27 protein-coding genes are annotated in these 22,951 nt (G+C 57.8%); 26 read left to right on the top strand and 1 reads right to left on the bottom strand.

Going from position 1 to position 22,951, the window contains the following annotated elements; genetic code table 11:
- The first annotated feature begins 239 nt into the window (after positions 1–239).
- The 26 genes from DGA31_RS29800 (at position 240) to DGA31_RS12650 (ending at position 22,338) form a co-directional block, all read left to right on the top strand.
- Positions 240–428, top strand: coding sequence for a hypothetical protein (locus DGA31_RS29800; RefSeq protein ID WP_153811674.1), 189 nt, complete (start codon positions 240–242; stop codon positions 426–428).
- Complete coding sequence (locus tag DGA31_RS12770) at positions 428–760, top strand: HNH endonuclease (protein ID WP_109512791.1); 333 nt, start codon at positions 428–430, stop codon at positions 758–760. Before DGA31_RS29800 ends, DGA31_RS12770 begins: the two co-directional genes overlap by 1 nt.
- 200 nt (positions 761–960) lie before the next feature.
- Positions 961–1,437 (top strand): terminase small subunit, encoded by a 477-nt coding sequence (locus DGA31_RS12765; protein ID WP_109512790.1) that lies wholly within the window; start codon positions 961–963, stop codon positions 1,435–1,437.
- Positions 1,438–1,440: 3 nt separating this feature from the next.
- Positions 1,441–3,120 carry a terminase large subunit gene (locus DGA31_RS12760; RefSeq protein WP_109512789.1) on the top strand — a complete coding sequence of 560 codons (1,680 nt, stop codon included), beginning with the start codon at positions 1,441–1,443 and terminating at the stop codon, positions 3,118–3,120.
- 2 nt (positions 3,121–3,122) lie between these two features.
- Positions 3,123–4,337, top strand: coding sequence for a phage portal protein (locus DGA31_RS12755; protein ID WP_109512788.1), 1,215 nt, complete (start codon positions 3,123–3,125; stop codon positions 4,335–4,337).
- Positions 4,324–4,965 carry an HK97 family phage prohead protease gene (locus DGA31_RS12750; protein ID WP_109512787.1) on the top strand — a complete coding sequence of 214 codons (642 nt, stop codon included), beginning with the start codon at positions 4,324–4,326 and terminating at the stop codon, positions 4,963–4,965. The genes DGA31_RS12755 and DGA31_RS12750 overlap by 14 nt, the downstream gene beginning before the upstream one ends.
- Positions 4,962–6,161 (top strand): phage major capsid protein, encoded by a 1,200-nt coding sequence (locus DGA31_RS12745; RefSeq protein WP_109512786.1) that lies wholly within the window; start codon positions 4,962–4,964, stop codon positions 6,159–6,161. The genes DGA31_RS12750 and DGA31_RS12745 overlap by 4 nt, the downstream gene beginning before the upstream one ends.
- Positions 6,162–6,215: 54 nt before the next feature.
- On the top strand, positions 6,216–6,431 hold the full coding sequence (locus DGA31_RS12740) for a DUF7302 family protein (protein ID WP_109512785.1): 216 nt from the start codon (positions 6,216–6,218) through the stop codon (positions 6,429–6,431).
- Positions 6,432–6,731, top strand: coding sequence for a head-tail connector protein (locus DGA31_RS12735; protein WP_109512784.1), 300 nt, complete (start codon positions 6,432–6,434; stop codon positions 6,729–6,731).
- Positions 6,731–7,069, top strand: coding sequence for a phage head closure protein (locus DGA31_RS12730; protein ID WP_109512783.1), 339 nt, complete (start codon positions 6,731–6,733; stop codon positions 7,067–7,069). Before DGA31_RS12735 ends, DGA31_RS12730 begins: the two co-directional genes overlap by 1 nt.
- Positions 7,062–7,535, top strand: coding sequence for an HK97-gp10 family putative phage morphogenesis protein (locus DGA31_RS12725; RefSeq protein WP_109512782.1), 474 nt, complete (start codon positions 7,062–7,064; stop codon positions 7,533–7,535). The genes DGA31_RS12730 and DGA31_RS12725 overlap by 8 nt, the downstream gene beginning before the upstream one ends.
- Complete coding sequence (locus DGA31_RS12720) at positions 7,535–7,903, top strand: DUF3168 domain-containing protein (protein ID WP_109512781.1); 369 nt, start codon at positions 7,535–7,537, stop codon at positions 7,901–7,903. Before DGA31_RS12725 ends, DGA31_RS12720 begins: the two co-directional genes overlap by 1 nt.
- 54 nt (positions 7,904–7,957) lie before the next feature.
- Entirely contained in the window at positions 7,958–8,686 is a 729-nt protein-coding gene (locus DGA31_RS30730; RefSeq protein ID WP_109512780.1) for a phage tail tube protein, read from the top strand.
- Between the two features lie 8 nt (positions 8,687–8,694).
- Positions 8,695–9,081 (top strand): phage tail assembly chaperone family protein, TAC, encoded by a 387-nt coding sequence (locus DGA31_RS12710; protein WP_109512779.1) that lies wholly within the window; start codon positions 8,695–8,697, stop codon positions 9,079–9,081.
- Positions 9,051–9,320 carry a phage tail assembly protein T gene (locus DGA31_RS30240; RefSeq protein ID WP_109512778.1) on the top strand — a complete coding sequence of 90 codons (270 nt, stop codon included), beginning with the start codon at positions 9,051–9,053 and terminating at the stop codon, positions 9,318–9,320. Before DGA31_RS12710 ends, DGA31_RS30240 begins: the two co-directional genes overlap by 31 nt.
- Before the next feature lie 77 nt (positions 9,321–9,397).
- Positions 9,398–9,748, top strand: coding sequence for a hypothetical protein (locus DGA31_RS12700; RefSeq protein WP_193551501.1), 351 nt, complete (start codon positions 9,398–9,400; stop codon positions 9,746–9,748).
- Between the two features lie 119 nt (positions 9,749–9,867).
- Entirely contained in the window at positions 9,868–13,875 is a 4,008-nt protein-coding gene (locus DGA31_RS12695) for a phage tail tape measure protein (RefSeq protein WP_109512777.1), read from the top strand.
- Positions 13,872–14,351, top strand: a complete 480-nt coding sequence (locus DGA31_RS12690) for a DUF1833 family protein (protein WP_109512776.1) — start codon at positions 13,872–13,874, stop codon at positions 14,349–14,351. The genes DGA31_RS12695 and DGA31_RS12690 overlap by 4 nt, the downstream gene beginning before the upstream one ends.
- The gene (locus DGA31_RS12685; RefSeq protein ID WP_109512775.1) at positions 14,348–14,728 is read left to right on the top strand and encodes a nitrite transporter; all 381 of its coding nucleotides are present in this window, start codon (positions 14,348–14,350) and stop codon (positions 14,726–14,728) included. The genes DGA31_RS12690 and DGA31_RS12685 overlap by 4 nt, the downstream gene beginning before the upstream one ends.
- On the top strand, positions 14,725–17,733 hold the full coding sequence (locus DGA31_RS12680) for a host specificity factor TipJ family phage tail protein (RefSeq protein ID WP_109512774.1): 3,009 nt from the start codon (positions 14,725–14,727) through the stop codon (positions 17,731–17,733). Before DGA31_RS12685 ends, DGA31_RS12680 begins: the two co-directional genes overlap by 4 nt.
- Positions 17,720–18,193 (top strand): hypothetical protein, encoded by a 474-nt coding sequence (locus DGA31_RS12675; RefSeq protein ID WP_338322864.1) that lies wholly within the window; start codon positions 17,720–17,722, stop codon positions 18,191–18,193. The genes DGA31_RS12680 and DGA31_RS12675 overlap by 14 nt, the downstream gene beginning before the upstream one ends.
- 80 nt (positions 18,194–18,273) lie before the next feature.
- Positions 18,274–20,094 carry an SGNH/GDSL hydrolase family protein gene (locus tag DGA31_RS12670; RefSeq protein WP_109512773.1) on the top strand — a complete coding sequence of 607 codons (1,821 nt, stop codon included), beginning with the start codon at positions 18,274–18,276 and terminating at the stop codon, positions 20,092–20,094.
- A gap of 9 nt (positions 20,095–20,103) precedes the next feature.
- Positions 20,104–20,877 (top strand): hypothetical protein, encoded by a 774-nt coding sequence (locus DGA31_RS12665; protein WP_109512772.1) that lies wholly within the window; start codon positions 20,104–20,106, stop codon positions 20,875–20,877.
- Positions 20,878–20,940: 63 nt separating this feature from the next.
- The gene (locus DGA31_RS12660; protein ID WP_109512771.1) at positions 20,941–21,414 is read left to right on the top strand and encodes a hypothetical protein; all 474 of its coding nucleotides are present in this window, start codon (positions 20,941–20,943) and stop codon (positions 21,412–21,414) included.
- Positions 21,411–21,935: a DUF2514 family protein gene (locus DGA31_RS12655; protein ID WP_338322863.1), complete on the top strand. Its 525-nt coding sequence runs from the start codon at positions 21,411–21,413 to the stop codon at positions 21,933–21,935. Before DGA31_RS12660 ends, DGA31_RS12655 begins: the two co-directional genes overlap by 4 nt.
- Positions 21,936–22,050: 115 nt before the next feature.
- Positions 22,051–22,338 (top strand): hypothetical protein, encoded by a 288-nt coding sequence (locus DGA31_RS12650; protein ID WP_109512770.1) that lies wholly within the window; start codon positions 22,051–22,053, stop codon positions 22,336–22,338.
- Between the two features lie 112 nt (positions 22,339–22,450).
- On the opposite strand, the gene DGA31_RS12645 is transcribed toward DGA31_RS12650, so the two are convergent.
- Positions 22,451–22,780: a hypothetical protein gene (locus DGA31_RS12645; protein WP_109512769.1), complete on the bottom strand. Its 330-nt coding sequence runs from the start codon at positions 22,778–22,780 to the stop codon at positions 22,451–22,453.
- Positions 22,781–22,951: the final 171 nt, after the last annotated feature.

Genomic DNA, 22,951 nt, shown 5'->3' with positions numbered 1-22,951 from the left:
ACATGTGCAGACCAGGTGGACGCTCAGATCGTGCGCAGCCAGAGCAAGTAAAGAAGGCATGGCTCGTTCGAACTCCAGGCTACCCACCTTTCCCAATGATCATGCCAGAGGATCACGGCCACGCTGAGGCCCTGGCTTACGCTCGGTCGATCTGGCCTTGCTGTGTAGTGGAGTAGGTATGGCATGCAGTGGATGCGCCGCACGGCGCGAGAGAATCAGTAAGTGGACACAGGTGGCATATGAACGAGCGCGCAGTCTCTTTGCTGGAACAGATCCTGGCCGAGCAAGTAGCCCAAACCAGCCTGCTCAAGCAGATGCAAAGCAACCAGATAGCGCTGATCGAGGCCTTGGCTGACGATCAAGGGCTTGAGGATGAACAGCAGCCAATGAACTATCTGAGTGGCTCCCCAATCCCCGGTGCGGGCTGATGGGCAGGCTCAAGACACTTAAGCCCAGGCTAAAGGAGTCCGTGACCTCACGAATCCCTGCGACTGGCGCGGTAAGTTGGCGATCAGGCAAGACAAGTACCGAGCGTGGTTACGGTTACAAATGGCAGAAAGCTCGTGAAGTCTATCTGCGTGACAACCCGCTGTGCGTCTACTGCGAGCGTTTAGGGCGCACAACTGCTGCCGGTGTAGTCGATCACCGCATTCCTCATCAGGGCGATCAGGAGTTGTTCTGGGACCGCTCAAACTGGCAGTCCCTGTGCAAGCCGTGCCATGACTCTACCAAGCAGGCTGAAGAGGCTGGCAATAGGTGAAATGAGAACCAATATCAAAAATAAATGAATTTATTTTGCAAATTTGCTTGACTTTTACTGATAAGTATATTTCTTATTTGTAATTGAGAATTATTCATATTTGAGCGGATGGGGGGGGTTAAAATATAGGGCTGTATTTGCTTCTAGACCGCGCCCCCTCCCACGCATACATTTTTTCCCCGTTTACGGAAAAGTTAACCATGGCTTTAACCGACAAAAAGCGGCGGTTTGTTGACGCTCTGCTGTCGGGCGCCTCAAATCGTGAGGCGGCAATTTCTGCCGGGTATTCCGAAAAAACCGCGTCGCAAGCGGGTTCCAAGCTGGCAAAGGATGCAGATGTGCTGGCTGAATTTGGCAATCATCTTCATCAGAAAGCGGCCAGCAGTACAAAAGTTAAACCTAGCCAAAAAGTTAAAGCCAAGTGCCCCGAGGACGGGGCGCCCGACGCTCCGAGTTTTGCCGAAACAGAAGACCCCCAAATCTTCCTGACCGAACTCATGAACTCCGGTGATGCTGACCTTCGCATGCGCCTGGAAGCCGCAAAAGCTCTTATGCCTTACAAGCACGGCAAGGTCGCTGACCAGGGCAAAAAGGATGCGAAGGCTGATGCTGCCAAAAATGCTGGAAAAGGCCGGTACTCCCAAAGCCGCCCACCACTGACCGTCGTAAAGGGATAAGTCATGCTCTGGACCACCGCCTGCCCTGACTGGTGGAAGCGTCTGGCTGCCTGCGAATCCATTATTCCGGCACCGCTGTTTCCGAACGAGGCAGCAGAAAGCCTTGAGGTCTTCAAGGGGCTAAAGATTGTCGACGCCCCAGGTAGCCCCACAATTGAAGCGGCTTGCGCTCCGTGGGTACTGGCCTTTGCAGGCGCCGTCTTTGGCAGCTACAACACGGAAACCGGTGAGCGGCTGATACGCGAGTACATGCTGTGCATCCCCAAGAAGAACAGCAAGTCAACGGTGGCCGCAGCAATCATGCTCACCGCACTGATCCGCAATTGGCGCATGTCAGCTGAATTCATCATCTTGGCGCCGACGAAGGAGATTGCAGACAACTCGTTCAACCCTGCCAAAGACATGGTCAGCAATGACGATGAATTGAAAGACCTATTGCATGTGCAGCCGCACCTGCGGCTGATCACACATCGTGAGACAGGCGCCACGCTCAAGGTCGTCTCCGCTGATAGCGATGTAGTGGGTGGTAAAAAAGCCGTTGGTGTGCTGATCGACGAGGCCTGGTTGTTTGGCAAGAACCCCAAAGCAGCGGACATGATTCGGGAGGCAACCGGTGGCCTTCTCTCACGGCCTGAAGGTTTCATCATCTGGCTAACCACCCAGTCAAACGAGCCTCCGGCCGGCGTATTCAAGTCGAAGCTGACCTACGCGCGCGGTGTCCGCGATGGCCGGATCGATGACAACCGCTTTCTGCCGGTCATTTATGAGTTTCCTCAGGACATGATCAAAAGCGGTGAGGCCCGCCGCCCGGAAAACTTCCACCTGGTGAATCCAAATATTGGGTACTCGGTGGACAGGCCGACGCTCAATCGCTTGTTCATGCAGGCAGAAATTGACGGTGAAGCCGAGATTCGAGGCTTTTTGGCCAAGCACCTGAATATCGAGATTGGCCTGGCACTGATGTCGGATAGCTGGGTTGGTGCGGACTTCTGGGAAATACAGGCCAAGGAAGGGCTGACGCTAGATCAGATGCTTGAGCAATGTGAAGTCATGGTGGTCGGCGGCGACGGCGGCGGTCTCGACGATCTACTGGGCCTGGCTGTAATCGGCAGGGTTCGTGATTCGCGTATTTGGCTCCACTGGGCCCATGCCTGGGCCCACCCCTCTGTGCTGGAGAGGCGAAAGTCCGAAGCGCCACGCCTTCGCGATCTTGAAGCCGCCGGTGACTTGACCATCGTGGAGAAAATTGGCGACGACGTCGACCAGCTCGCCGCCATTGTCGCGCGAATCAATGACGCAGGGCTGCTGGATAAGGTTGGGCTCGATCCGGCGGGTATTGGTGCTGTTCTTGATGCCCTGGCAGATGTAGGGATCGAGGAAAGCCAGGTGCTTGGGATCTCGCAGGGCTGGAAGTTGACCGGTGCGATCAAAACCACAGAGCGCCGCCTTGCCGATGGCTCGATGTTTCACTGCGGCCAGCCTCTTATGGCGTGGGCGTGCGGTAACGCAAAAGGCGTGCCTTCGGCGAATGCCTTCCTGATCACAAAGCAGGCATCCGGCACGGCAAAAATTGACCCGCTGATGGCAACTTTCAACGCCGTTTCGCTGATGGCACTCAACCCAGAGGCGCGCGGCGGAATGGATGACTACCTCAATAACGGATTCTTCGGATTAGTAGGCTGACTATGGCATTTCGTTGGTACAACCCCAGTACCTGGAGCTTTTTCGGCTACACCGATCCCAAGACTGGGGATTACGTCGAAGTAGATATGGAAGTAGGAGGCAGGCGCACCAAATCAGGCGTCAAGGTCACCACCAAGACCGCGCTTTCGATCAGCATGGTGTGGTCATGCGTAAAGATCCTGTCTGAGTCACTGAGCGGGCTCCCGCTCAAGCTTTACGATGACAAAGACGGTGGACGAGCGTTGGTCATAGGCAAAGACGGCGCTCTCAAGCTGCTGCGCAAGCCAAACCCCTACATGACGATGCTGACTTTCTTGAAGTTTGTGGTCGTGAACATGGCCCTGCGCGGCAACGCCTTTGCGTTGATCGAGCGTAATCGCAATGGTGTGCCCATAGGCCTGATTCCGTTGGGGCACGACACCGTCACCATCGACACGGATGACGATCTGCTCTACATGGTTTCGCCGAAAAGTGGCGCGCCATTCCCGGTCTCGCCAGAGAACATGCTGCACTTCAAGCTGTTCAGTCTGGATGGAGTCGTTGGACTTTCTCCGATTGAATATCAGGCCGAAACAATGGGCTTGGCCAAAGCAGGGCAGCAATGGTCGGCGCGTTTCATGCGCAAGGGCGGGTTCACTGGCGGTTACGTGATCTATGAGCAGTTCCTGACAAAGGTTCAGCAGGCTCAGGTCATGGAGAAATTCCCCGACATCCGCCAGGGCGACGTCGATGACATCGGCAAGATGGCCATCCTCCAGGGTAATCCGAAGATACAGCCTGCCGGCATCAGCCAGCGGGACGCGCAATTCATCGAGTCCCAGCAGTTCCAGGAAGAGGCACTCGCCGGCATCTACGGCGTGCCGCTGTGGCTGGCCAACCGCGCAGGCAAAACCTCGATTATGGGATCGAACCTGGAACAACAGCTCACCGGGTTCATCACGTTCGGTCTCAAGCCGTATATCGATGTGGTTGAGGACGAACTGAACGACAAGCTTTACCGATCAACCTCCCGATTCGTCGAATTCATGGTCGAGGGCCTGCTGCGTGCCGACAGTGCTGGCCGCGCCACCTATTACCAGGCCGCGCTGGGCGGCTCTGGCGGATCAGGATGGATGACCACCAACGAGGTTCGGGAAAAAGAAAACCTGCCTCCGCTTACGGGCGATGAATACGGCCGGGTCACCCGGTGGGAGATGCAGACAAATGTCAAAGATTGAGGCGCCTTTCGAACTGAAAGCAGTCGACGAAGCCGGCAATTTCGAAGGCTACGCAGCGGTTTTCAACAATGTGGACCTGGGTGATGACGTCATTCTGCCTGGTGCCTTTACAAGGGTGAAGGCGACCCGCGCGGGCAAGTTGAAACTGGCGCTTTATCACGATCTCACACGTCTGGTTGGACTGGCCGACTACGAACAGGATGACCATGGCCTGCTGGTCAAGGGCAAGGTCAATCTGGCCGTCAGCTATGCCCGCGATGCTTACGAGCTCATGAAGTCAGAGGTGCTCGACAGCATGTCGATCGGGTTCAACACCCTCAAGGCTGACTTTGAGGAGCGGGCAGGGCGCCGCGTGCGTGTCATTAAGGAGGCTGAGCTATGGGAAGCCTCTTTTGTGCCCTTTGGGATGAATCCAGAGGCCCAGGTACTCAGCGTCAAATCAGATATCAGACTTTTCGAAAATGCTCTGCGAGAACGCATGGGCTTTTCGCAGAAGGAGGCGGCAGCTGTCGCTTCGCTCGGCTTTCCAGCGCTGCGCCGTGATGGCGGCAGCGAGGCCACGGTGATCGTGGAAGAGCTGAAATCCATTTCCACCCTGTTCACCACCCATTTTGGAGCAATGCCATGAGCGAAGTTAAAGACCTGAAAGAATCCCTGGAGCTGCAATTGAAAAAAGGCTTCGAGGGCCTGCAGGTCAAATACGACAATGCGATTGCCGAGGTCGAGAAAGGCAACAAGGTTACCTCTGACCTGAAAATCGAGATCGACAACCAGAAAGGCGAGCTGCAGCGCGTTATTGATCAGGTCCAGGACCTGGAGCAAAAAGGCGTCAAGCTGCGCGGCCAGCCAGGCGAGGGCAAAAGCTTCATTGACCTGATCAAAGGTGATGAGGGTTACAAGTCGCTCAAGAAGGGCAGTTCCTTGGCTGAGCTGGACGTCACCAAGTCTGACATGGCCAGCATGAAGGAAATGAAGGTCACCAGCGCCGGAATCGTCGCGCCGATCTATGATCCGGTCATTCAGCCAGGCATCCGCCAAGAGCTGCGTATTCGCGATCTGCTCACTGCGGTGCCGGTTGCCGGGCAGAACTACACGTATTTCCGCGAAAACGTGCACACCCGCGGTGCCGCGCCTGTGGCCGAGGCCGGCTTGAAACCCACCAGTAATGTGACCTTCACCACTGCGACTGATCGGGTCAAGAAAATCGCGGTGTGGATGCCGGTGACCGATGAGGCGTTGGATGATGTGCCTCAGCTGTTCGCATACCTGCAACAGCTTCTGCGTTATGACCTCAAGCTTGAAGAAGAAGCTCAGATTCTCAAGGGCGACGGTACAGGCGAGAACCTGAATGGCCTGATGACTCAGGCCACCAGCTATGACACCAGCCTGAGCAAGGCAGGTGACACTGCCATTGATCTGGTGCGTCGGGCGATCTACCAGGTTCGCAAACAGTCGCAGATGTCTGCCGATGGTGTGACGATGACTGAACTGGACTGGATGAACATCGAGCTTCAAAAGGACGGTGAGAACCGCTACCTGTTCGCCAACCTGCAAGGCCTGGTAACTCCAATCCTGTGGGGCCGTCCAGTTATCACCTCTGACAGCATGGATGAGGGTGATGCGGACACTGGCGGTGAGTTCCTGGTGGCCAACTTTGCACGCTCCACCACGCTGTTTGATCGTATGTCGTTCCTGTTCAAAATGGGCCTGATCAATGATCAGTTCATCAAGAACGAGCGCGCCTTGCTGGTCGAGGAGCGCCTGGGCCTCGGTGTTCGTCGCCGTGAAGCGCTTGTCAAAGGCCGCTTTCCAACCGCCGCTTGATCACCCCACATTGAGGGCCGACACATCGTCGGCCTTTTTGCGTTTGGAGGCAGCATGAAAATCAAAATCCTGTGGGGATTCGTCGGCAATCCCGAGCTGTTGGGCGCTGATTCGTCCAAGGTCAAGGCCGGAGCGGAGTTTGACGCCGATGATGAGTACGCCCATTCGCTCATCGGTAAGGGCCTGGCTGTCGAGCTGGATGCCGGTGGTAAGCCGAAGCTGGCCAAAGCCAAGGAAGCGAAGCCGGCAACGCCGAGCGAGGGCAAGTAAATGCTGGACCTGGTCATCGTCAAAACACACCTTCGGGTCGATGGCGATGATGAAAACGCCTTGATCGAAGGATACGTTGAGGCTGCCAAGGCCCATATCGAGCAGCACTGCGACAGGTTGCTGGTCGATGTCGATCCGGTTGAGCCTGAGCAAATGGGGCTGACCCGGGATGTGGAGCAGGCCATTTTGCTGCTGGTAGGGCACTGGTACGCAAACCGAGAGGCTGTAGTGATCGGCGGGGCCCCAAGTGCAGTCCCTCTCGCCGTAGACAGACTGCTTTGGTACAGGAAGCGCTTCTAATGCGAGCCGGACAACTCAATCAGCGAATCGAGATACAGCACAAGGTCGGTGTTCGAGATCCTGGCACGGGAGAATTTGGGGAGCCTGTCTGGACTCGATTCGTAGAGGTTTGGGCGCAAAAGGTCGATCTGTCTGCACGCGATTTAATTGCCGCGCAGGCTGCGCAGTCTGAGGCCACTGCCCGGATTGTTATTCGTTACCGTCCAGGGCTTCTGCCAAGCATGCGTATTGTCCATAGAGGGCAGGTTTACAGTATCGAAGGCCCCCCTCTGGAAGACCCGGCCTCGGGGCGCGAGTACCTGACCATTCTGGTTTCAAAGGGGGTTAAAGATGGCTGATGAAATCAGTGCTCGCTTACAAGGATTGGCGCCTGTGACACAGAAGTTGCTGGGGCTTGCGCCGAAGCTTCGACGCAAAGGCCTGCGTAAAGCTGCCAGGCAGGCGATGAACATCGTGCGCGACGATGCCAGGGCTCGTGCAAAGGCCATGGACGACCCTGTAACACCGGAGAAAATCTGGAAGAACATCGTCACCCAGGAGGCGAGTCGACTGGGCCGTCGGGAGGGTGGTGTGGCCATGCGGGTCGGCGTGCGTGGTGGTGCCAGCTCGAACCAGCACAGCAAGGACGCAAGTGGTAACCCAGGAGGTGACACTCGGCACTGGCGGTATATCGAGTTCGGTACCGAGCATACCCCGCCGGCCCCTTTCATGCGGCCTGCGCTTTCAACAAATGTGGGGGCTGTCGTTGATCGCTTCACAGCCCTGCTCACGCAGGAAGTCGAAGCGGCTCTACGGGAGGCCTGATGGATGCGCCTATCTTTTCGGTCTGTTCGACAGATCCAGAGGTTACCGCTCTGTTGGGGGCAGGCATAGATTGTCGGCTCTACTCCTTTGGCGAAGCCCCAGAGGGCACGCTTAAGCCCTACGTTGTCTGGAGCCTTATCACCGGCAGCCCCGAAAACTATCTTGCCGGCCGTCCCGATGTAGATGGCTTCACGTTGCAGGTGGACGTATATGCAGTTACTGGCGGAACGATAGGGGCCGTCACCAAGGCCATGCGTGATGCAATCGAGCCGCATGCCTACATCGTGCGATGGGGCGCCACGGATCGCGACCCGAAAACCAAAGACCCGCACCGAAGTTTCGACGTGGACTGGATCGTCCAGCGATAAACACCACTGCCCGCCTCGTGCGGGCTTTTTCTTGCCCGACATTTGGAGAATGCCATGTCGATTTTGACCCAGGGCACGCAGATTTATGCCCTTGTACCAAAGGTAGGTAACCCTTCCAGCTTCGAAGTGCTGGAGATCGAATGTGCCACGGCCTTCAGCCCCGGCGGTAACCCGGCAGATCAGATCGAGACCACCTGTCTGAGTGACAAGGTTCGCAGCTACATGCGCGGCTTGCGTACACCAGGACAGGCCAGTCTTTCGCTCAATGCCGACCCGCGTAACCCCTCTCACGTGCGCCTGCATCAGCTGTCTGAAGATGACAGCATCGAAACCATTCACTGGGTGGTCGGCTGGTCCGACGGAAAGGATATCGCACCGACCGTGGGCGTCTCCGGCGCCTTGGCCGCGATCAGCCTCACCAATGGCGGCACCGGTTATACCACTGCTCCGACTGTTGCTATCACGGGCGGCGGCGGCACGGGCGCAACCGCAACTGCAATCATCACCAGTGGGGCAGTAACGGGCTTCAATATCACCAATGCCGGTTCGGGCTATACCTCGACACCAACAATCGCGCTTTCTGGCGGGGCGGGTTCCGGTGCAACCGCATCGGCGGTGCTGGGCGATGGTGATGATTTTGTCTTGCCTCCCACCCGTACCTGGTTCCTCTTCGACGGTTATGTCTCTGACTTCCCGTTCGATTTCTCTGCTAACGCGGTCGTCACCACCGCAGCCACCATCCAGCGTTCCGGCGGTTCCGCCTGGATTCGCAAAAGCGCGTAGGGCCTGAAATGAATCTCGAACAGTTGATGGCAAAAGGCGGCGTTATCTCCAACGCCCTGGTGGCAAAGAAAGTGGAATGGACGCATATGGACGCGTCTGGAAAGGAGGTGACCGACAAGTTTACTGTGCATGTGCGCCGCCATGCCTTTGGCGTCATGGAGGCCATGTTCGCTGGCGGCGAGGCCGAACGTTTCAAGAATGCTCGTTACCTTTCCGCCTCGATCATGCTTGGCAAGGAAGGTGATGAAGAGCTTCCCTACGACGCAGCTGTAAATCTCGACTCCGGCCTGGGTGTTGCCCTGCTTACCGCAGTGAACGAGGTGAACAATCCGCCCGCAAAAAAGAAATCAGTGCGGTCGACGAAATCTTCCACGAACTCGTCCTTAACGGCGTAGGTGGTCGAACCATTGCCGAGGCGAAGGCGACAATTTCATACGCTGAGCTATTGGACTGGGTAGCGTATCGGGATAAGCACGGATCGCTCAATCCAATGCCTCGGCAAGAAGTGTCCGCAGCTATCATCGCCCATCAGATCAACCGTAGTAATGGCGGCAAGGCCGACCTTTACGACTTCATGCCGAATATGGAACGGCCAGGGATTACGCTGGAGCAAGCGATGAAGGAGTGGGCCTGATGGCTTCAGCAGGCTCATTTTTTGGTGCCTGCTGCTGATAATGGTAGATTGCCGTGATCTATCAGGGAGGGTGTGCATTGAAAAAGTTCGTGGTCATGGCAGGAGTTGCGCTTACGTTGGTCGGCTGCGGCAGTCGAATCGCCGATGTAACTATGGTGAGTACAAAAAATTACAACCTCAATAGCGGCGCTTTCATTAAGGGTAAGCGAGTATCCGGCGAAGACAAGTGCGCCGTCATTCTTCTGCCGGTATGTGTTCCAAGCGTAAAAGAGGCGATTGATCGCGCGATTGAGACTGATAAATGTGCTGTCGCGCTTTCCGATACGGTGATAACCGACGAGACCTACGCGTTTCTTTTCGGAGTGACTGGGCTTAAAGCCGAGGGAAATTTGGTCATTGATAAAAGCCAGCCAGGCTGTGCGTCATAGTCATCAACTGTTTGATGTGAGCCAGCTGCGCGGAAATAAACCCCCAGCATAACTACGAAAACTTGTAGAAACATAAAACAAACCCGTTTCGGCGGGTTTTTTATTGCCTGGAGGAAAGCATGGCAAGCAGGTCTCTGGGCACGCTAACGCTTGATCTTATCGCGCGTATCGGTGGTTTTCAGCAGGGAATGGATCAGGCCTCACGCTCCATGACACGCACTGGCGCGGCTGCGGACGCGGCCTCGTCCCGAATCACCGCCATGCAAGGCAGCTTTCTGTCGCTGTCCGGCGCTGCGGCAAAGCTTTCTGCTTCACTGGCTTCTGCTTTTAGCCTTCAGGCGCTCTATAACGCTGCCGAGGCCTACACATCGCTGACCAGTCGAATGATTCTGGTTACTGAGGGTTCTGCCCAGCTGGCCGCAGCGCAAAAGGCAGTATTCAAAATTGCTCAGGATGCATATCAACCTCTGACTGCGACTGGCGAGCTGTATCAGCGGCTCGCAACGAATCAAAAAGAGTTGAAGCTCTCTGGTGAGGGTGTTGCCGGTGTTGTTGGCACGATTTCAAAGACGCTAGCCATCTCGGGCGCCTCGGCCGCATCTGCAAATGCGGCTCTGATCCAGCTGGGCCAAGCTTTTGCATCTGGTGTGCTGCGCGGCGAAGAGCTCAACTCGGTAATGGAGCAGGCCCCGGCGCTGGCCCAGGCCATTGCCAAAGGCATGGGCCGCACTGTGGGTGAGCTGCGCACCCTCGGACAGGCAGGTCTTTTGACGGCAGACTCAGTCGTAAAAGCTTTGCAGGCCCAAGAAAAAGCAGTTGCTGACCTGTTCAACAAAACTGCCGTCACCATCGGCAACAGCCTGACTGCACTCGATAACTCGTTCACCCAGTTCGTCGGCAAGATGGACCAGGCTTCCGGGGTCAGTGCGGCGATTTCATCGAGCATCGTCAGCGCTTCTAAGGCTATGGACACGCTGAGTTCTGGTTCTGTATCAACCGCAACCACGCTGGCGCGTATTACCAGCGTTGCAGAGACGTTGGCATATGTCTTGGGTGCTCGGGTCGCCTTGTCTGCTGGGCAAGCGGTTGTCGCGTTTGGTGCCGCTACCGTGGCATCTGTGAAACAAGCCGCTGCGTTGGTGGCTTCGTCTGCGGCAAGCCAGCTGGCTTTGAAAGCTGAAGCTGAGACGGCCCGACAAACGCTGCTGACTGCTGAATCCAGGCAGGCAGATGCTCTGGTTTTGATGGAAAGGGCCAAACTTGAGGTAGTGGCGGCTGAGCAAAAGGTTGCTGCTGACCGCCTGCGTCAACAGTCGGAAATCAACAACCTCAAGTCTATTCAGACTGTTTTGGCTGCTGAGGTAACACTTGAACAGCACCGGCTGAAGGCTCAGATCACAGAGCAAGGTCGCGCACTGGCTCGCAACCGGATGGCTGCGTCTCGCCTGGATGAAGTGGCCATCATCAAGCAGATCCAGCTTGCGGAGTCGCAGCTGGCAGCTACCACAGTCGCTACGTCCGCGCAGATTCAGGCGGCCTATGCCGGCCGATCTGCGGCAGCGGCTGCCTACAGCGAAACAACCATTGCTGCGAACGCGGCAGTGCAGGCTTCAAATGCGGCCACAGCGGCTGCGACCGGTGCAAGTGGTGCAATGGCCGTGGCTGCCACCGCCGGACGCGCGCTTATTGGCCTTCTGACTGGCCCTGTTGGCATGATCGCCATGGTCGGTCTGGTGGCGGCAAGCTTCTTCTCGTTTGGCGGCAGCACTGATGAAGCGACAAAGGCCCTTGATGCTCACGGCCTTACCGTTGCAGAAGTTACGCAGAAATACGAGCAGTTGAACGGTGCTCAGCGGCGTCTCAAGCTTCTTGAATGGGTGGATGAGCAGGCAGAGGGTGTAGACAAGGCGAGAGACGCCTTGCAGCGGTACGCTGATGCCGAAAAAGTGATCGGGCTTGGCGGTGGTGTTGCCGAAGAATTTCGCAAGATGGTGGAGCAGGTCAGGGCCGGTAGTCGGGATCTCGACAGCGTCACCGAGTGGCTCAAGAGCAATATCAATCTTGCGCCCGAATACGAAAAGTCGCTATCCAAAATTGCTGTGCAGTACGACGCAAGCGTCAAGCGAAATGAAGATCTTGCGAACATCCTCAAGGCTGTTGACGGCGAAAACAAGAATGCGGTGCAAAGCACAGAGGCGCTGCGGGCCGCACAGGCTTCAAGTCAGGAACAGTCGAAAGCCCAGGTTGCCAAATGGGAAGAGTACATCGCAAAGTTGCGTGAAACCCGCGACCTCTTCGGCGCAAACAAGAAAGCCCAGGCTGAGTATGAGGCCAGCAAAATGGGCCTCAACGACAAGCAGCGCGAGGAAGCCAGGCTTGTAGCATCGCAGATCGATGTGATGGATAAGTACAAGGACGCGGTCAAGGAAGGCGACAAAGCCAAACAGGCATCTCTTCGCAAAGAGTTGGAAGCAATCTACACCCGGCAGCAAGCTATGGAAGATGCGGCAGCTGCTGAGAAAAAGCTTCAGGAGGAGGCCAACAAGGCTTCGGAAGAAGCTGCAAACAAGAAAATCAACGACATGCGGCGCGTTCTTGAAGCGGCGAATCGCGTGTTCAATGCAGCCGCAAACTTCTCCAGTAATTCTAGCTTTCTGACCGGTAAAAACATGCTCCTGGTTCCCCAGGAGCAGCCCGACATTAAGGGTCGCGGCATGGTTTTGCCTGGTGCGCCGACTCCGGTTACCAGCATGGTACCCCGCAAGACGCCACAACAGCTGGCAGCCGAACGGCTGGCCCAAGTCGATGTTACAACCGATCCCAAAAAGCAAAAGGCAGAACAGGCCTACCGCGAAAATGCCGGCATGAAAGTCTTGGATCAGGCGCGGCAGCAATACGCTGTGCTCAAGGAGCAAAGCACGCTCATCGGCTTGCAAAAAGGTCAGATGGACAAGCTGGGCGAGGCCGGTAAAGCCTTGATCAAGTGGGAGCAGGAACTGGCGGACATCAAGTCCAAGAAGACGCTGACGGCTGATCAGAAATCCCTCTTGGCAAGCCAGGAAAAGATTACGGCGGCATTGAAGCTAAACGCTGCGCTCGAAAAAGAAAACACGCTGCGCAAGCAGGCGGAAGAAGACGACAAGGCTGTAAAGGAGTTTGGCAATAGTTCCAGGCGTCAACTCACGCTCGATCAGCGCGGCTTGGATACACCGCTTCTAAATGCCTACTCCGGTGACCAGGTAAAGCAGCGCTATCTGGAAATGCTGTCGATTGAGCAGGGCTACCAAGACCAGCTTGAAGATCTTCGCCAAAGACACGAAGCCAAGGATATTACTGACAGCGCTTATGACCGCGAGACAGCGATTCTGAATGACGCTTTGGCAAAGCGCCTGGGCATGCAAGAGAAATACTACGCCCAGGTCGACCAGTTGCAGCAGAACGGCACCGCAGGCGCGCTCAGTGGCTTCGCGTCACAAGCAGAAGCGTCGATGGACCTGTACAGCAACATGCAAAGTGTAGGCGCCCAAGCGTTCAACGGCCTTACCGACATGATTGTGCAGTGGGCCGAGACCGGCAAGCTGAACGCCAAGGAGTTTGCGGCCACCTTCATCCAGTCGATTGGCACTTCGCTGCTGTCTTACGCGGCGGCGCAAGTCGCAATGGCAGGCTTGAACGCATTTACAGCAATGATCGGCGTTCCGTTTGTGGGCCCTGCGATTGCGCCTGGAGCTGCGATTGCAGCAGCAGCTGCTGCTGGCGTGCTCATGACTGCCGTAGGCTCTTCCCTTTCCGGTCAGGCCCACGCCGGTATGGACAACATTCCGCGTGAAGGCACCTGGTTGCTCGATGGTGGTGAGCGCGTACTCAGCCCTGCCCAGAACCGTGATCTGACGGGCTACTTACAGCGAGCGAACAGTGCCGAGCCAGCACCCGGATCAGCAGGGCCAGGGAATGTCTCCATTCATAACTACGGATCGAACCAGGTCGAAACTCGTCGGGAGGGTAACGACTTACAGGTGTTCATTCGGGAGGCGAAACGGCAAATCGCCGGCGACTTGGCGCGGGGCAATGGCGATATCACCAGGGCGTTAACAGGTGGATTTAATGTGCAGAGGAAGCCGCGATGAGTATTTTAAAGCGGCTCTATGCGAGCGCCGGCCCGGAGATCATCCACGAAGTCCTCCAGATCACCGACGGCATCAGCACGTTCTGGCTCACCAAGGGCTGGGACGAGCTCACCGTCACGCTGGAGTCTGGCGAGGTGGTCACTTGTACGCCGTGCGGAATGGACCTGGCGTTGCCGGCGCGCAATGACGACGGCACGCAGGATCTGCAATTTGCGATCAGTAACATCGATGGCGTGGCGTCCAGGCTCGTGCGCGAGTCACTGGCTGCCGGCCGCACTATGAGCCTGACCTATAGGGCTTACACATCGGACGACCTCGGGGCTCCGGCCCATGCCCCGCACCGATTCCGCATCAAAAACGGATCGGTAACGGCAACTCAGGTCAGCTTCACGGCCGGATACTTCGACCTGCTCGACACGGCCTGGCCGCGCAACCGCTACACCCTCAACCGCTACCCTGGACTTCGCTACCTATGAATACAGACAAATACACCCTCGGCCAGTACGTCGAGGGCGGCCGACTGTGGCCGCATGTTGACTGTTACGGGCTGGTGCTGGAAGTCCGGCGCGATTTGGGGCTGCCGGCCTGGCCGGACTGGTCGGAGATGCGCAAGGCCGACGGCGGGTTTGCCAGTGCCTGCAACGAGATGATCCGGACGGCGGTGACGCCTTGCGAGCCCGGGCACGGTGCGGTTGTCGCCGCTTACCGGGGCCGGGTGCAGGATCACGTCGCCATTGTGCTGGAAATCAACGGGGCGCTTGAAGTGCTGGAAATCAACCCGCGCCGCAACGTCACGCTGACGCCTCTTCGCAGGTTCGAACGCAAGTTCGTCAAGGTGGAGTACTACAGATGATCAGGATCTACCCGAGCCGGCTTCACGGCGAGCCACTCGAAAGCCATCCGGTCACCAAGCCATTCCCCTTGATCGACTGGCTGAAAACCTTGGCGCCGGACTTCACCCTGGAGCGCGAACACCCCATCTGCATTGATGTCGACGGCGTAACGCTGCCGGTTGATGAGTGGGAAGGCTTTGTCGTCATGCCTGACGCCGACCTGCGCATTTATCCCGAGGCACGCGGTCTGGGTGCCGGTGCTATTGCTGCATGGGCCGCCCTGGCCATTGCTGTCGTGGCCATTGTCCTGGTCCTGACCATGAACACTCCCGGCGCAACAACGCCGGGCCAGGGCGACACCATTGACCTCAACCCTGCGAAAGCGAACAGGGCGAAAGTCAACGAGCCGGTGCGAGAGATTCTCGGCCGGTTCAAGGTCTATCCGGATTATGTTGTCCAGCCGGTCAGTCGGTTCGTGAACCGTAACGAGTTGCACACCAGTCTGTGCCTGTGCGTAGGAGCCGGAACGCATACGATCCTGCCGAGCAGCATCAAAATCGGCGATACGCCCATTGCTGCATTCGGCACCGACGCCAGTTACACAATCTACGGACCCGGCGAGAGCCTGGCAGCCGATCCGCGCGCACAAAACTGGTACTCGGTGGGCGAAGTGGGCGGCACTGATGCTGGCACCTCCGGGCTCGACACCGCGTCGACGGCATCCGGCGGCACGTCCGTCATTGCTGACGCCCTGGTGCTGGGCGGCCTGAGTGTCAGTCTTGCCGGCGAAGATCCAGAGTTCCCCGAGGCATGGGATGCGGGCGTGACGGTCACCATGCGCACGCCGAACAGTTACACGGTGTCGAGCGTGGGCGCTTACGACAGAATCGCCGGCCCGCTGGAAGACCTGGCGCCCTTCGCAGGGATGAAGGTCACGCTATCCACGGACATCGACTATGACCTGGTGGTGGCGAACTATTCGCCATACGTTCCACCCGTTGCCGGCTCTGGCGGTTCGCCGTCATCCGTACAGGCCAGCGCTGCGCCTACCCGATACGACTTTTCCGGGGCCAACTCGGTGACCTGGACACTGACCTATCGGGGCGTCACGCGCACGATCAGCCTTGCATCGAACTACGTGAACATGTCCGGGATTGTCGCGGCCATCACTTCGCAGCTCAGTGGCATGGGCCTTACCGCCCAGGACAACTCAGGGCGGCTGCTGATCGCTGAGCCGGCCAGCCCGTACAAGGGCGGGGTTATCTCGCAGTCAAGCGCGCCTGTCGCCCTGTTTGGTGTAGGGCCGGCCTACACAGTGGGGTCGGCATCCTCCGGTGGCTCTGCTGAGCAGCAGGCCTACATCGAACTCAACTATGAGAACGGTACGCCATTTGCCGGGCTTGAAGACGGCATGCAGCGGATTGCGCTCGGCTATCGTGGTCACCGCTACAACATCACGGCAATCGACGGGCTGACGATGACCGTGCAGCGCCTGACCGATACTGGGGTTGTTGACACCGGCTGGTCAGGGTTTGCGGCTCGCACGCTGCTGGATTTCTCGCTGGGGTCTGATGGCACTCTGGACGTGAACTGGCTCGGCCCATTCATGGCCACGCCGGAGCAAGAGCTTACCCTGCGATCCGAGTACGACCTTCACTTCCCGGGCGGGCTGGCCTGGTACAAATCGAACGGGCACCGCCGGGCGGCCACGGTCACAGTGTTTGTCGAGTGGCGGGACGCATCGATTGGTGGTGCCTGGACAAGAATCACCCATGAGATCACCGAGAACAGCGAGGACGCCTTAGGAATTTCGTTCGCAGTTGACTATCCGTATGCCTTGCGCCCCCAGTTCAGGCTGCGCCGTGCATCGCCAGAGGATGGCGGGAACACGCGGGACACCATCTATTGGTACGGCCTGCGCTCGCAGCTGGCCGCGCCGACGGCGTATGAAGGCGTGACTACAATCGCGCTGACAATCCGCACCGGTGACCGCTTAGGCGCACAGTCCGACCGCCGCGTCTCGCTTGTGGCTGAGCGGCTTTATGAGGGCGGTACCGGGCGGTCGATCAGCGATGCCGCGATTCATGTGCTCTCGAGCCTGGGCATCAGCGCCGACGAGGTCGACATCGACAAGCTGCTGGAACTGGAGGCGAACTACTGGACGCCACGGGGCGAAACCTTCGACTTCGAATACACCGATCAGTCTTCGGTGCGAGAGGTCCTGCAGACCATCTTCGCCGCCGGCATGAGCCACCTCACACTGACCGAAGGCCTTATCAGTGCAATCCGAGAGGGCGTGCAACCGCCCAGGGGCACCATCACCAACCACGAACTCGTTGAAGAGCTGACGGCCAGCTTCACAGCGCCCAGCATTGATGATTTCGACGGGGTCGACGTCAAGTATCGGGATGGCAATACATGGAGCGAGGAGACGGTTCCTTGCCGAATGAGTGTCGACAGTCCGGGACTGAAGGTCGAAAGCATCACGCTTGATGGGGTGCTGGATCGGGACAGGGCCTGGCGCGTAGGCATGCGAGCCCTGCGCAAGCACATCTATCAGCGCTGGTCGTACTCAGGGAAAACCGACCTTGAGGCGCTGTGCTATGAGCGCATGGATCATATCGTGCTGGCTGACGACATTCCTGGAACCTCTCAGTCTGCGCTGATTGTGGCGGCTGAGCAGGCTGGCGAGACGATCGTGCTGCAGGTCAGCGAGCCGCTGGACTGGAGCGTCGAGAATCCGCGGATCATGATCAGGCGTCATGACGGCACAGCCACACCGCTGATCGTGCCGAGCTTCATGGATGAATACCTGATGAGCATCCCGGCCAGCGCCTTGGACTTCGACCTGGTCACCGACTTATCCATTGAGCCGGCACGCTTGCTGTTCGCCGCATCAACTCAGGTCGGCTACAGCGCAATGATGAGCGAGATCAGCCCGAGCGATGACGGCTCCTGTGACTTCTCCGCCATTGAATACAGGGATGATTACTACCTGGACGACGACAACTATGCCCCTAGCTGACCCAATACCCCTGGTCGCGTATCCGGCCGGGCTACCGTCTCCTTTGCGTGACGGGTACGGCTTCACGCCTACCAGCCCATTGCGCCGCTCTACAAAGATGTCAGGCCGCACGCAGACGCGCCGGGCCTATAAAAGCGTGCCGACGGTGGCTGCTGTTCGCTGGATGTTCAGCAGCTCAGAGGCCTTGGCGTTTGAGTCGTGGTTTGATGAAAAAATCGACTCCGGTGCAGCATGGTTTGAGTGCCCACTGCTTGTGCCTGGCGGGATGGGCACATACAAGGCCCGATTCGTCGATATTTACGAGGGGCCGACCCTGTTCGGTGTCGACCACTGGTCATTCACTGCGAATCTTGAGCTGTGGGAGCGGCCAATTCTGCGCGGCGGCTGGAGCGACTTTCCCGACATCGTGATTGGTTCGCCGATCATCGACATAGCAATCAACGACGAATGGCCGGAATAGCCAGCCTGACCGGAATTTAAACCGAAACCATTTTCACGCGGCCAGTTTGCCGTGCGATTCCCTGTGCCTGGAGTTCACACATGGCCTACAACACCGGAAACCCACTGGGCTCCTCAAGCCCAAAAGACCTGTCCGATAACGCGCACAATCTTGATATTGCAATGAATGGCCCGGCGCTTTCGTTTACCGACCGGTTTGGGGTTAGCCGTTACTCTATCGTGAAGCTGAATACGCTGATTGCCACTGCCGTTGCGGAAGTTGATCCGATCGTTACTGCTGCAAAATCCTCCGTCAACTCAACTCGCGATGCTGCCAATGCGGAAATGCTCCAGACAGCCGCCGATCTAGGCGACGACCTCAACAACAAGCGCTACCCAACTTATGCGGCAATGATCGCCGATCCTCAGGTGCGAGACGCCGTAGTGGCGGTTGTTGATGATGATCCCGACTCTACGAAAAACGGCTGGTACTACTGGAGCCTGGCCACCAGTGAGTGGCTCCGGTTCGAGGATCAGCCGGCGTCTACAAGCGCTCTGACATCGGCAGTGCCGCAGGTTGAAGTGCTTCCGCGGTTCGTTCCAATTGCAGTCGATGAGGATGAAAAAGTGCCGGTATGGTTGGCGGATGGCGCACTGGAAGCGCTTGGTTTCGGTCCTGGGCTTTCAAAAGACGTGGCTTATATTGCCGGCACGGAAAGCGTGCCCACCGCAAGCAAGTTGGTGCCTGTTTTCACGGATGAGAACAGAAACGTGCCGATCTGGCTGGAAGACGGGCTTCTTGCCGCGCTCGGCCTGAGCCCAAGCCTGATCGCCACCTTAGGGCTTGACCGAGGATTTGCGCCGCTCAATCAGCCAAGTGCATCGCAACGACCAGCAAGCACTGACGGTCGCTCCCTGTATTCCTGGCGCTCCAAGGTGGCGAAGATCAAGAAGGCTGTAACCGGTCAGGTTCGACTACTGCTGACCGGCGACAGCTGGACTGAGTATGTCGCTATTCCCCAGCAGCTCGCCACATTGCTGTATGGCGATCTTGGCAAAGCCGGGGAGGGCTGGATCAGCGTCAACGGCACCTACATGCTCAACGGCCTCACGCTTGCCAAGACCGGCTGGACGCTCTATGACGCCTCGACCGGTGCGGTTCCGGCTTACGGCACCGGTGTGGATGGCATGTACATCACCGCCACCACCACGACAGCCACACTGGCCATCGGCAGCGCAAAGGCTACGAACTTCGACATCTATTATCGAAAACACGGCGGCACCTTTCGCTGGCGTGTAGATGGCGGCGCATGGACTGCGGTAGTGGCCGACACGTCGGGTGGACTGGGCAAGGTCAGCATCACAGGGCTGGCTGATGCAGTGCATAGTCTTGAACTCGACACTACTGGCAACGCCGGCACGGTGGTCATCTGCGGTTTTCGCGCCTCAACACCGGCAGCGGTCGGCATTGAATTGCTCAAGGCTGGTAATGCCGGCCTGGACGGTGAGCAGCTTGCACGCTTCACCAGCAATATCAGCCCGATCGCCGTCGACTTCGCTCCGGACGTAGTGGTTGTGATCCTGAGTACGAACGACTACCGGCGCACCTCTTCGACCGTCGAGAAATACATCGCCGCCCTTGTCGAGCTCGTTAGCCAGTATCGCATTGCCTCACCCGACGCGGCCTTCATCTTCATTGCGCCGGCCGACTCGAACGGTGTTGCGATTCGACCGCTGACCGATTACCGAAACGCCCTGTACACCTTCTGCATCGCCAGCGGCCACGAGTTCTACAACATGAACGAAGAGTGGGCCTCATACGCGAAGATGAATGCATTGGGCATGTGGGTCGATGACCTTCACCTGAACGACAACGGCGCCTATGCGCTGGCGTCTCGACTCTCTTCCAAGTTCCTCAAATAAGGGGCCTACATGACCACTGTTCTCAAGCTTTCCGGCGTCACCCTGCCGGGCTCTGCATACCCGAAGCTGCGCGACTTCGTTGCTCCGGCCTTTCCAGATGCTGCCGGCCTGGTCGGCCTGTACACCTTCGGCTCTCGCAGCGAAATGAATCTGGTGAATCATGCAAACCCGTCGCTTCCCCTGGTTGCGCACGGAACTTTGCCCACCAGCGACGATGGCGTGGTGGTGTCGAAGCTCGGGTATTTTGACACCAGGCTTGCTCAGGACGATGAATACACCGTCATCGCGCTGTGCCTGCCCCTGTTGGCCGCCAGCTACAACGACGGCCAGCTTCTCTATAACAACTACATGAACGGCGCGGCCGTGCAGGGCGAATCGATTGCGCTGTTCGGCAACGTCGGTACCAGCGTTCCGTCTTTCGGCACATTCCTGAATGCCACTGGCAATACGCTGGTTCCAAAGCCTATGGCGCTTCCTTCTGGCATGAGCGCATCAAGGCACGCCGAGTTTGCAGTGCGCGTGAACCAGGACGGATCTACCAAGGTATTCGTGCAGGACCAGGGCGTGCTGACCACCGGTGTTTCGACGGCTCAGGCGCGCCTGGCAGCATCAGCCGCTGGCCGAACCATGCTCATCGGGCCGGGCTATCTCAGCGCCTCAAGCTGGGCTGGAAACCTGACGGTGAAACTGTTGGCGGTCTGGTCAGGGCCGCTAACGGATCAGCAAATTCAGGACAACATTAACTACCTGTCTGGCGTTTACTCCGACCTCATCGCCGCCTGATAGATAGAAGTACGCATTACCGAAACCCGCTACTGAGCGGGCTTTTTTCGCCTGGAGAAACTCATGCTGAAACAAATCCGCGCCTCGGCAATTGCCCAGGCGCTCGCACTGCTGCCTGCGAAAATGTCTGGTAGCCGTGCTGAGCAGATGCTGCTGAGCATCGGCCTGCAGGAAAGCCGTTTCGAACACCGCCGGCAGATGGGTAATGGCCCAGCTCGCGGGTTCTGGCAGTTCGAGAAGGGCGGCGGTGTCCGTGGCGTGCTGCTGTACTCGACCACCAAGGCTCTGGCCATTTCCGTCTGCCAGGCACGCGGCGTTGCACCGAGCGCCGAGGCAGTGCACGCCGCGCTCGAGCACGATGACGTGCTGGCTGCTGTATTTGCCCGCCTATTGCTCTGGACCGATCCGGCGCCGCTGCCGGCAGTGGGTGAGGTCCACCAGGCCTGGGCTCTGTATATCCGCACCTGGCGCCCGGGCAAGCCGCACCGCAACACTTGGGATGCCTTTTATATGCAGGCGATGGAGGAGCTGGCGTGATCGCCCCGGCCACTGCCGGCGCCGGCCGGCTCTGGCTGGCAGCGGCCGGCGTGCTGCTGGCCATCGGCCTGGCATTCGGCGCGCTTTATCTGGCCTATGACCACGGCCGTTCAGTCGAGGCGGCAGACTGGCAGATCCGATGGAATGCCAGGGACGCCGGTGACCAGCAGGCTTGGGCGCTGGCCCAGGCCGCCGAGCGAGAGAAAGAACAAACCAGGCAGCACTCCATCAATAAGGCGATTCAAGATGGCCAGAAACTCATTGACCAGGCTCGCACTGATCTTGCCGATGCTCGCGCTGATGACAGCGTGCGCCGGGCCGCAGACGACCTTGCCGCCAAGCGTCAAGGCAGCAGCCATTCCTGCACTGCCGCTACAAGCGCAGCAGCAACCCGCGCCGTCATGGTGCTTGCCGACGTGCTCAAGCGCGCTGATGAAAGAGCGGAAAATCTGGCGGGATATGCTGATGAAGGCAGAGCAAGGGGAGTGACGTGCGAGCAGGCGTATCAGGGGCTGCGATAATGAATACTGATAGACGGTATGCACCACTTCGGACCATTTGGTTGCATGGCGTAATGTCGGGTTGCCATAATGTTGCGCCAAGGATCGGATTGGATCCAAGAAAAGGAGTTGGCCAGTGGCAACAATCAAAATCGAAGCTTTGCAATTCCGTTTGACGTCTGGTGAGCAAGCCTTCGTGTCGGGGCTTAACCTTTCCAGCACGCACGCCCTTGAGGGGTATGTGCATTTTGAAGCCGGCGAAGAGGAATTTGTTTCCTGGGATCTGGATGGCAATCCAAGCAATAAAGATGAGGCTTTCCAGCTTTCGCCTCAGTCGGTCGACGGCGCCGAGTTCCAGGACCTGAAAGAGACAGCAATTCATCTTGCTCCTGGCCGAGTTCGCCAGCAGCTTGGCTACGCCTGAGTAGCTGATTGAGCGAGAACAAAGGGTCGGCCCCGCTGCACTGCAAAAGTGCAACCTGACCCACTAAGCCGGATTCTTGCATCCGGCTTTGCAGATCGGCATTTAAGGCTGATCAGGAACATACCCGCCGCTTGAACAGCACTACAGTCCCGCCTACATAGGGCAATGATTCGGGGCTTGTTTCCGGATGTGCTGTCAGCGTGTTGTTGCGATAGATGGCCGTGGCGCTGGGGTTAGGCGGCAGGAACTGGCTGACTTCGCTCACGAACATGTCGGCGCGTTTGCCCTCGAACAGCACAGCCGCTCGTTCATAGCTTTGGCTGGTACCGATGAACGGTATGATCACTGCGTTCAGGTCTGCCGGTGCGGGATTCTGCGGCAGGTCGACGGCGTGCGTTTCCTCAGTACCATCGGGACGGATGATCATGTATTCGGTAAGCATATGAGGCTCCATAGGTTCCTGGTGCACCCAGGTCGGGTGCGTTAGTGAAACGACCTAGGTGTGACCGGCGAAAAACCATGGTTCAGGGCCACTTCCATGCATCCTTCTTACTGCTTGATGATTTCAGTCTGATTACAGAGTGACCAGTGGTTGCGCTTACTGTGACTTGGG

Source organism: Pseudomonas ovata (assembly GCF_003131185.1).
In the GTDB taxonomy this organism is placed as follows: Bacteria; Pseudomonadota; Gammaproteobacteria; order Pseudomonadales; family Pseudomonadaceae; genus Aquipseudomonas; species Aquipseudomonas ovata.
The sequence above is the reverse complement of the archived record's forward strand: the minus strand, read 5'-3'. Positions and strand labels throughout refer to the sequence as shown.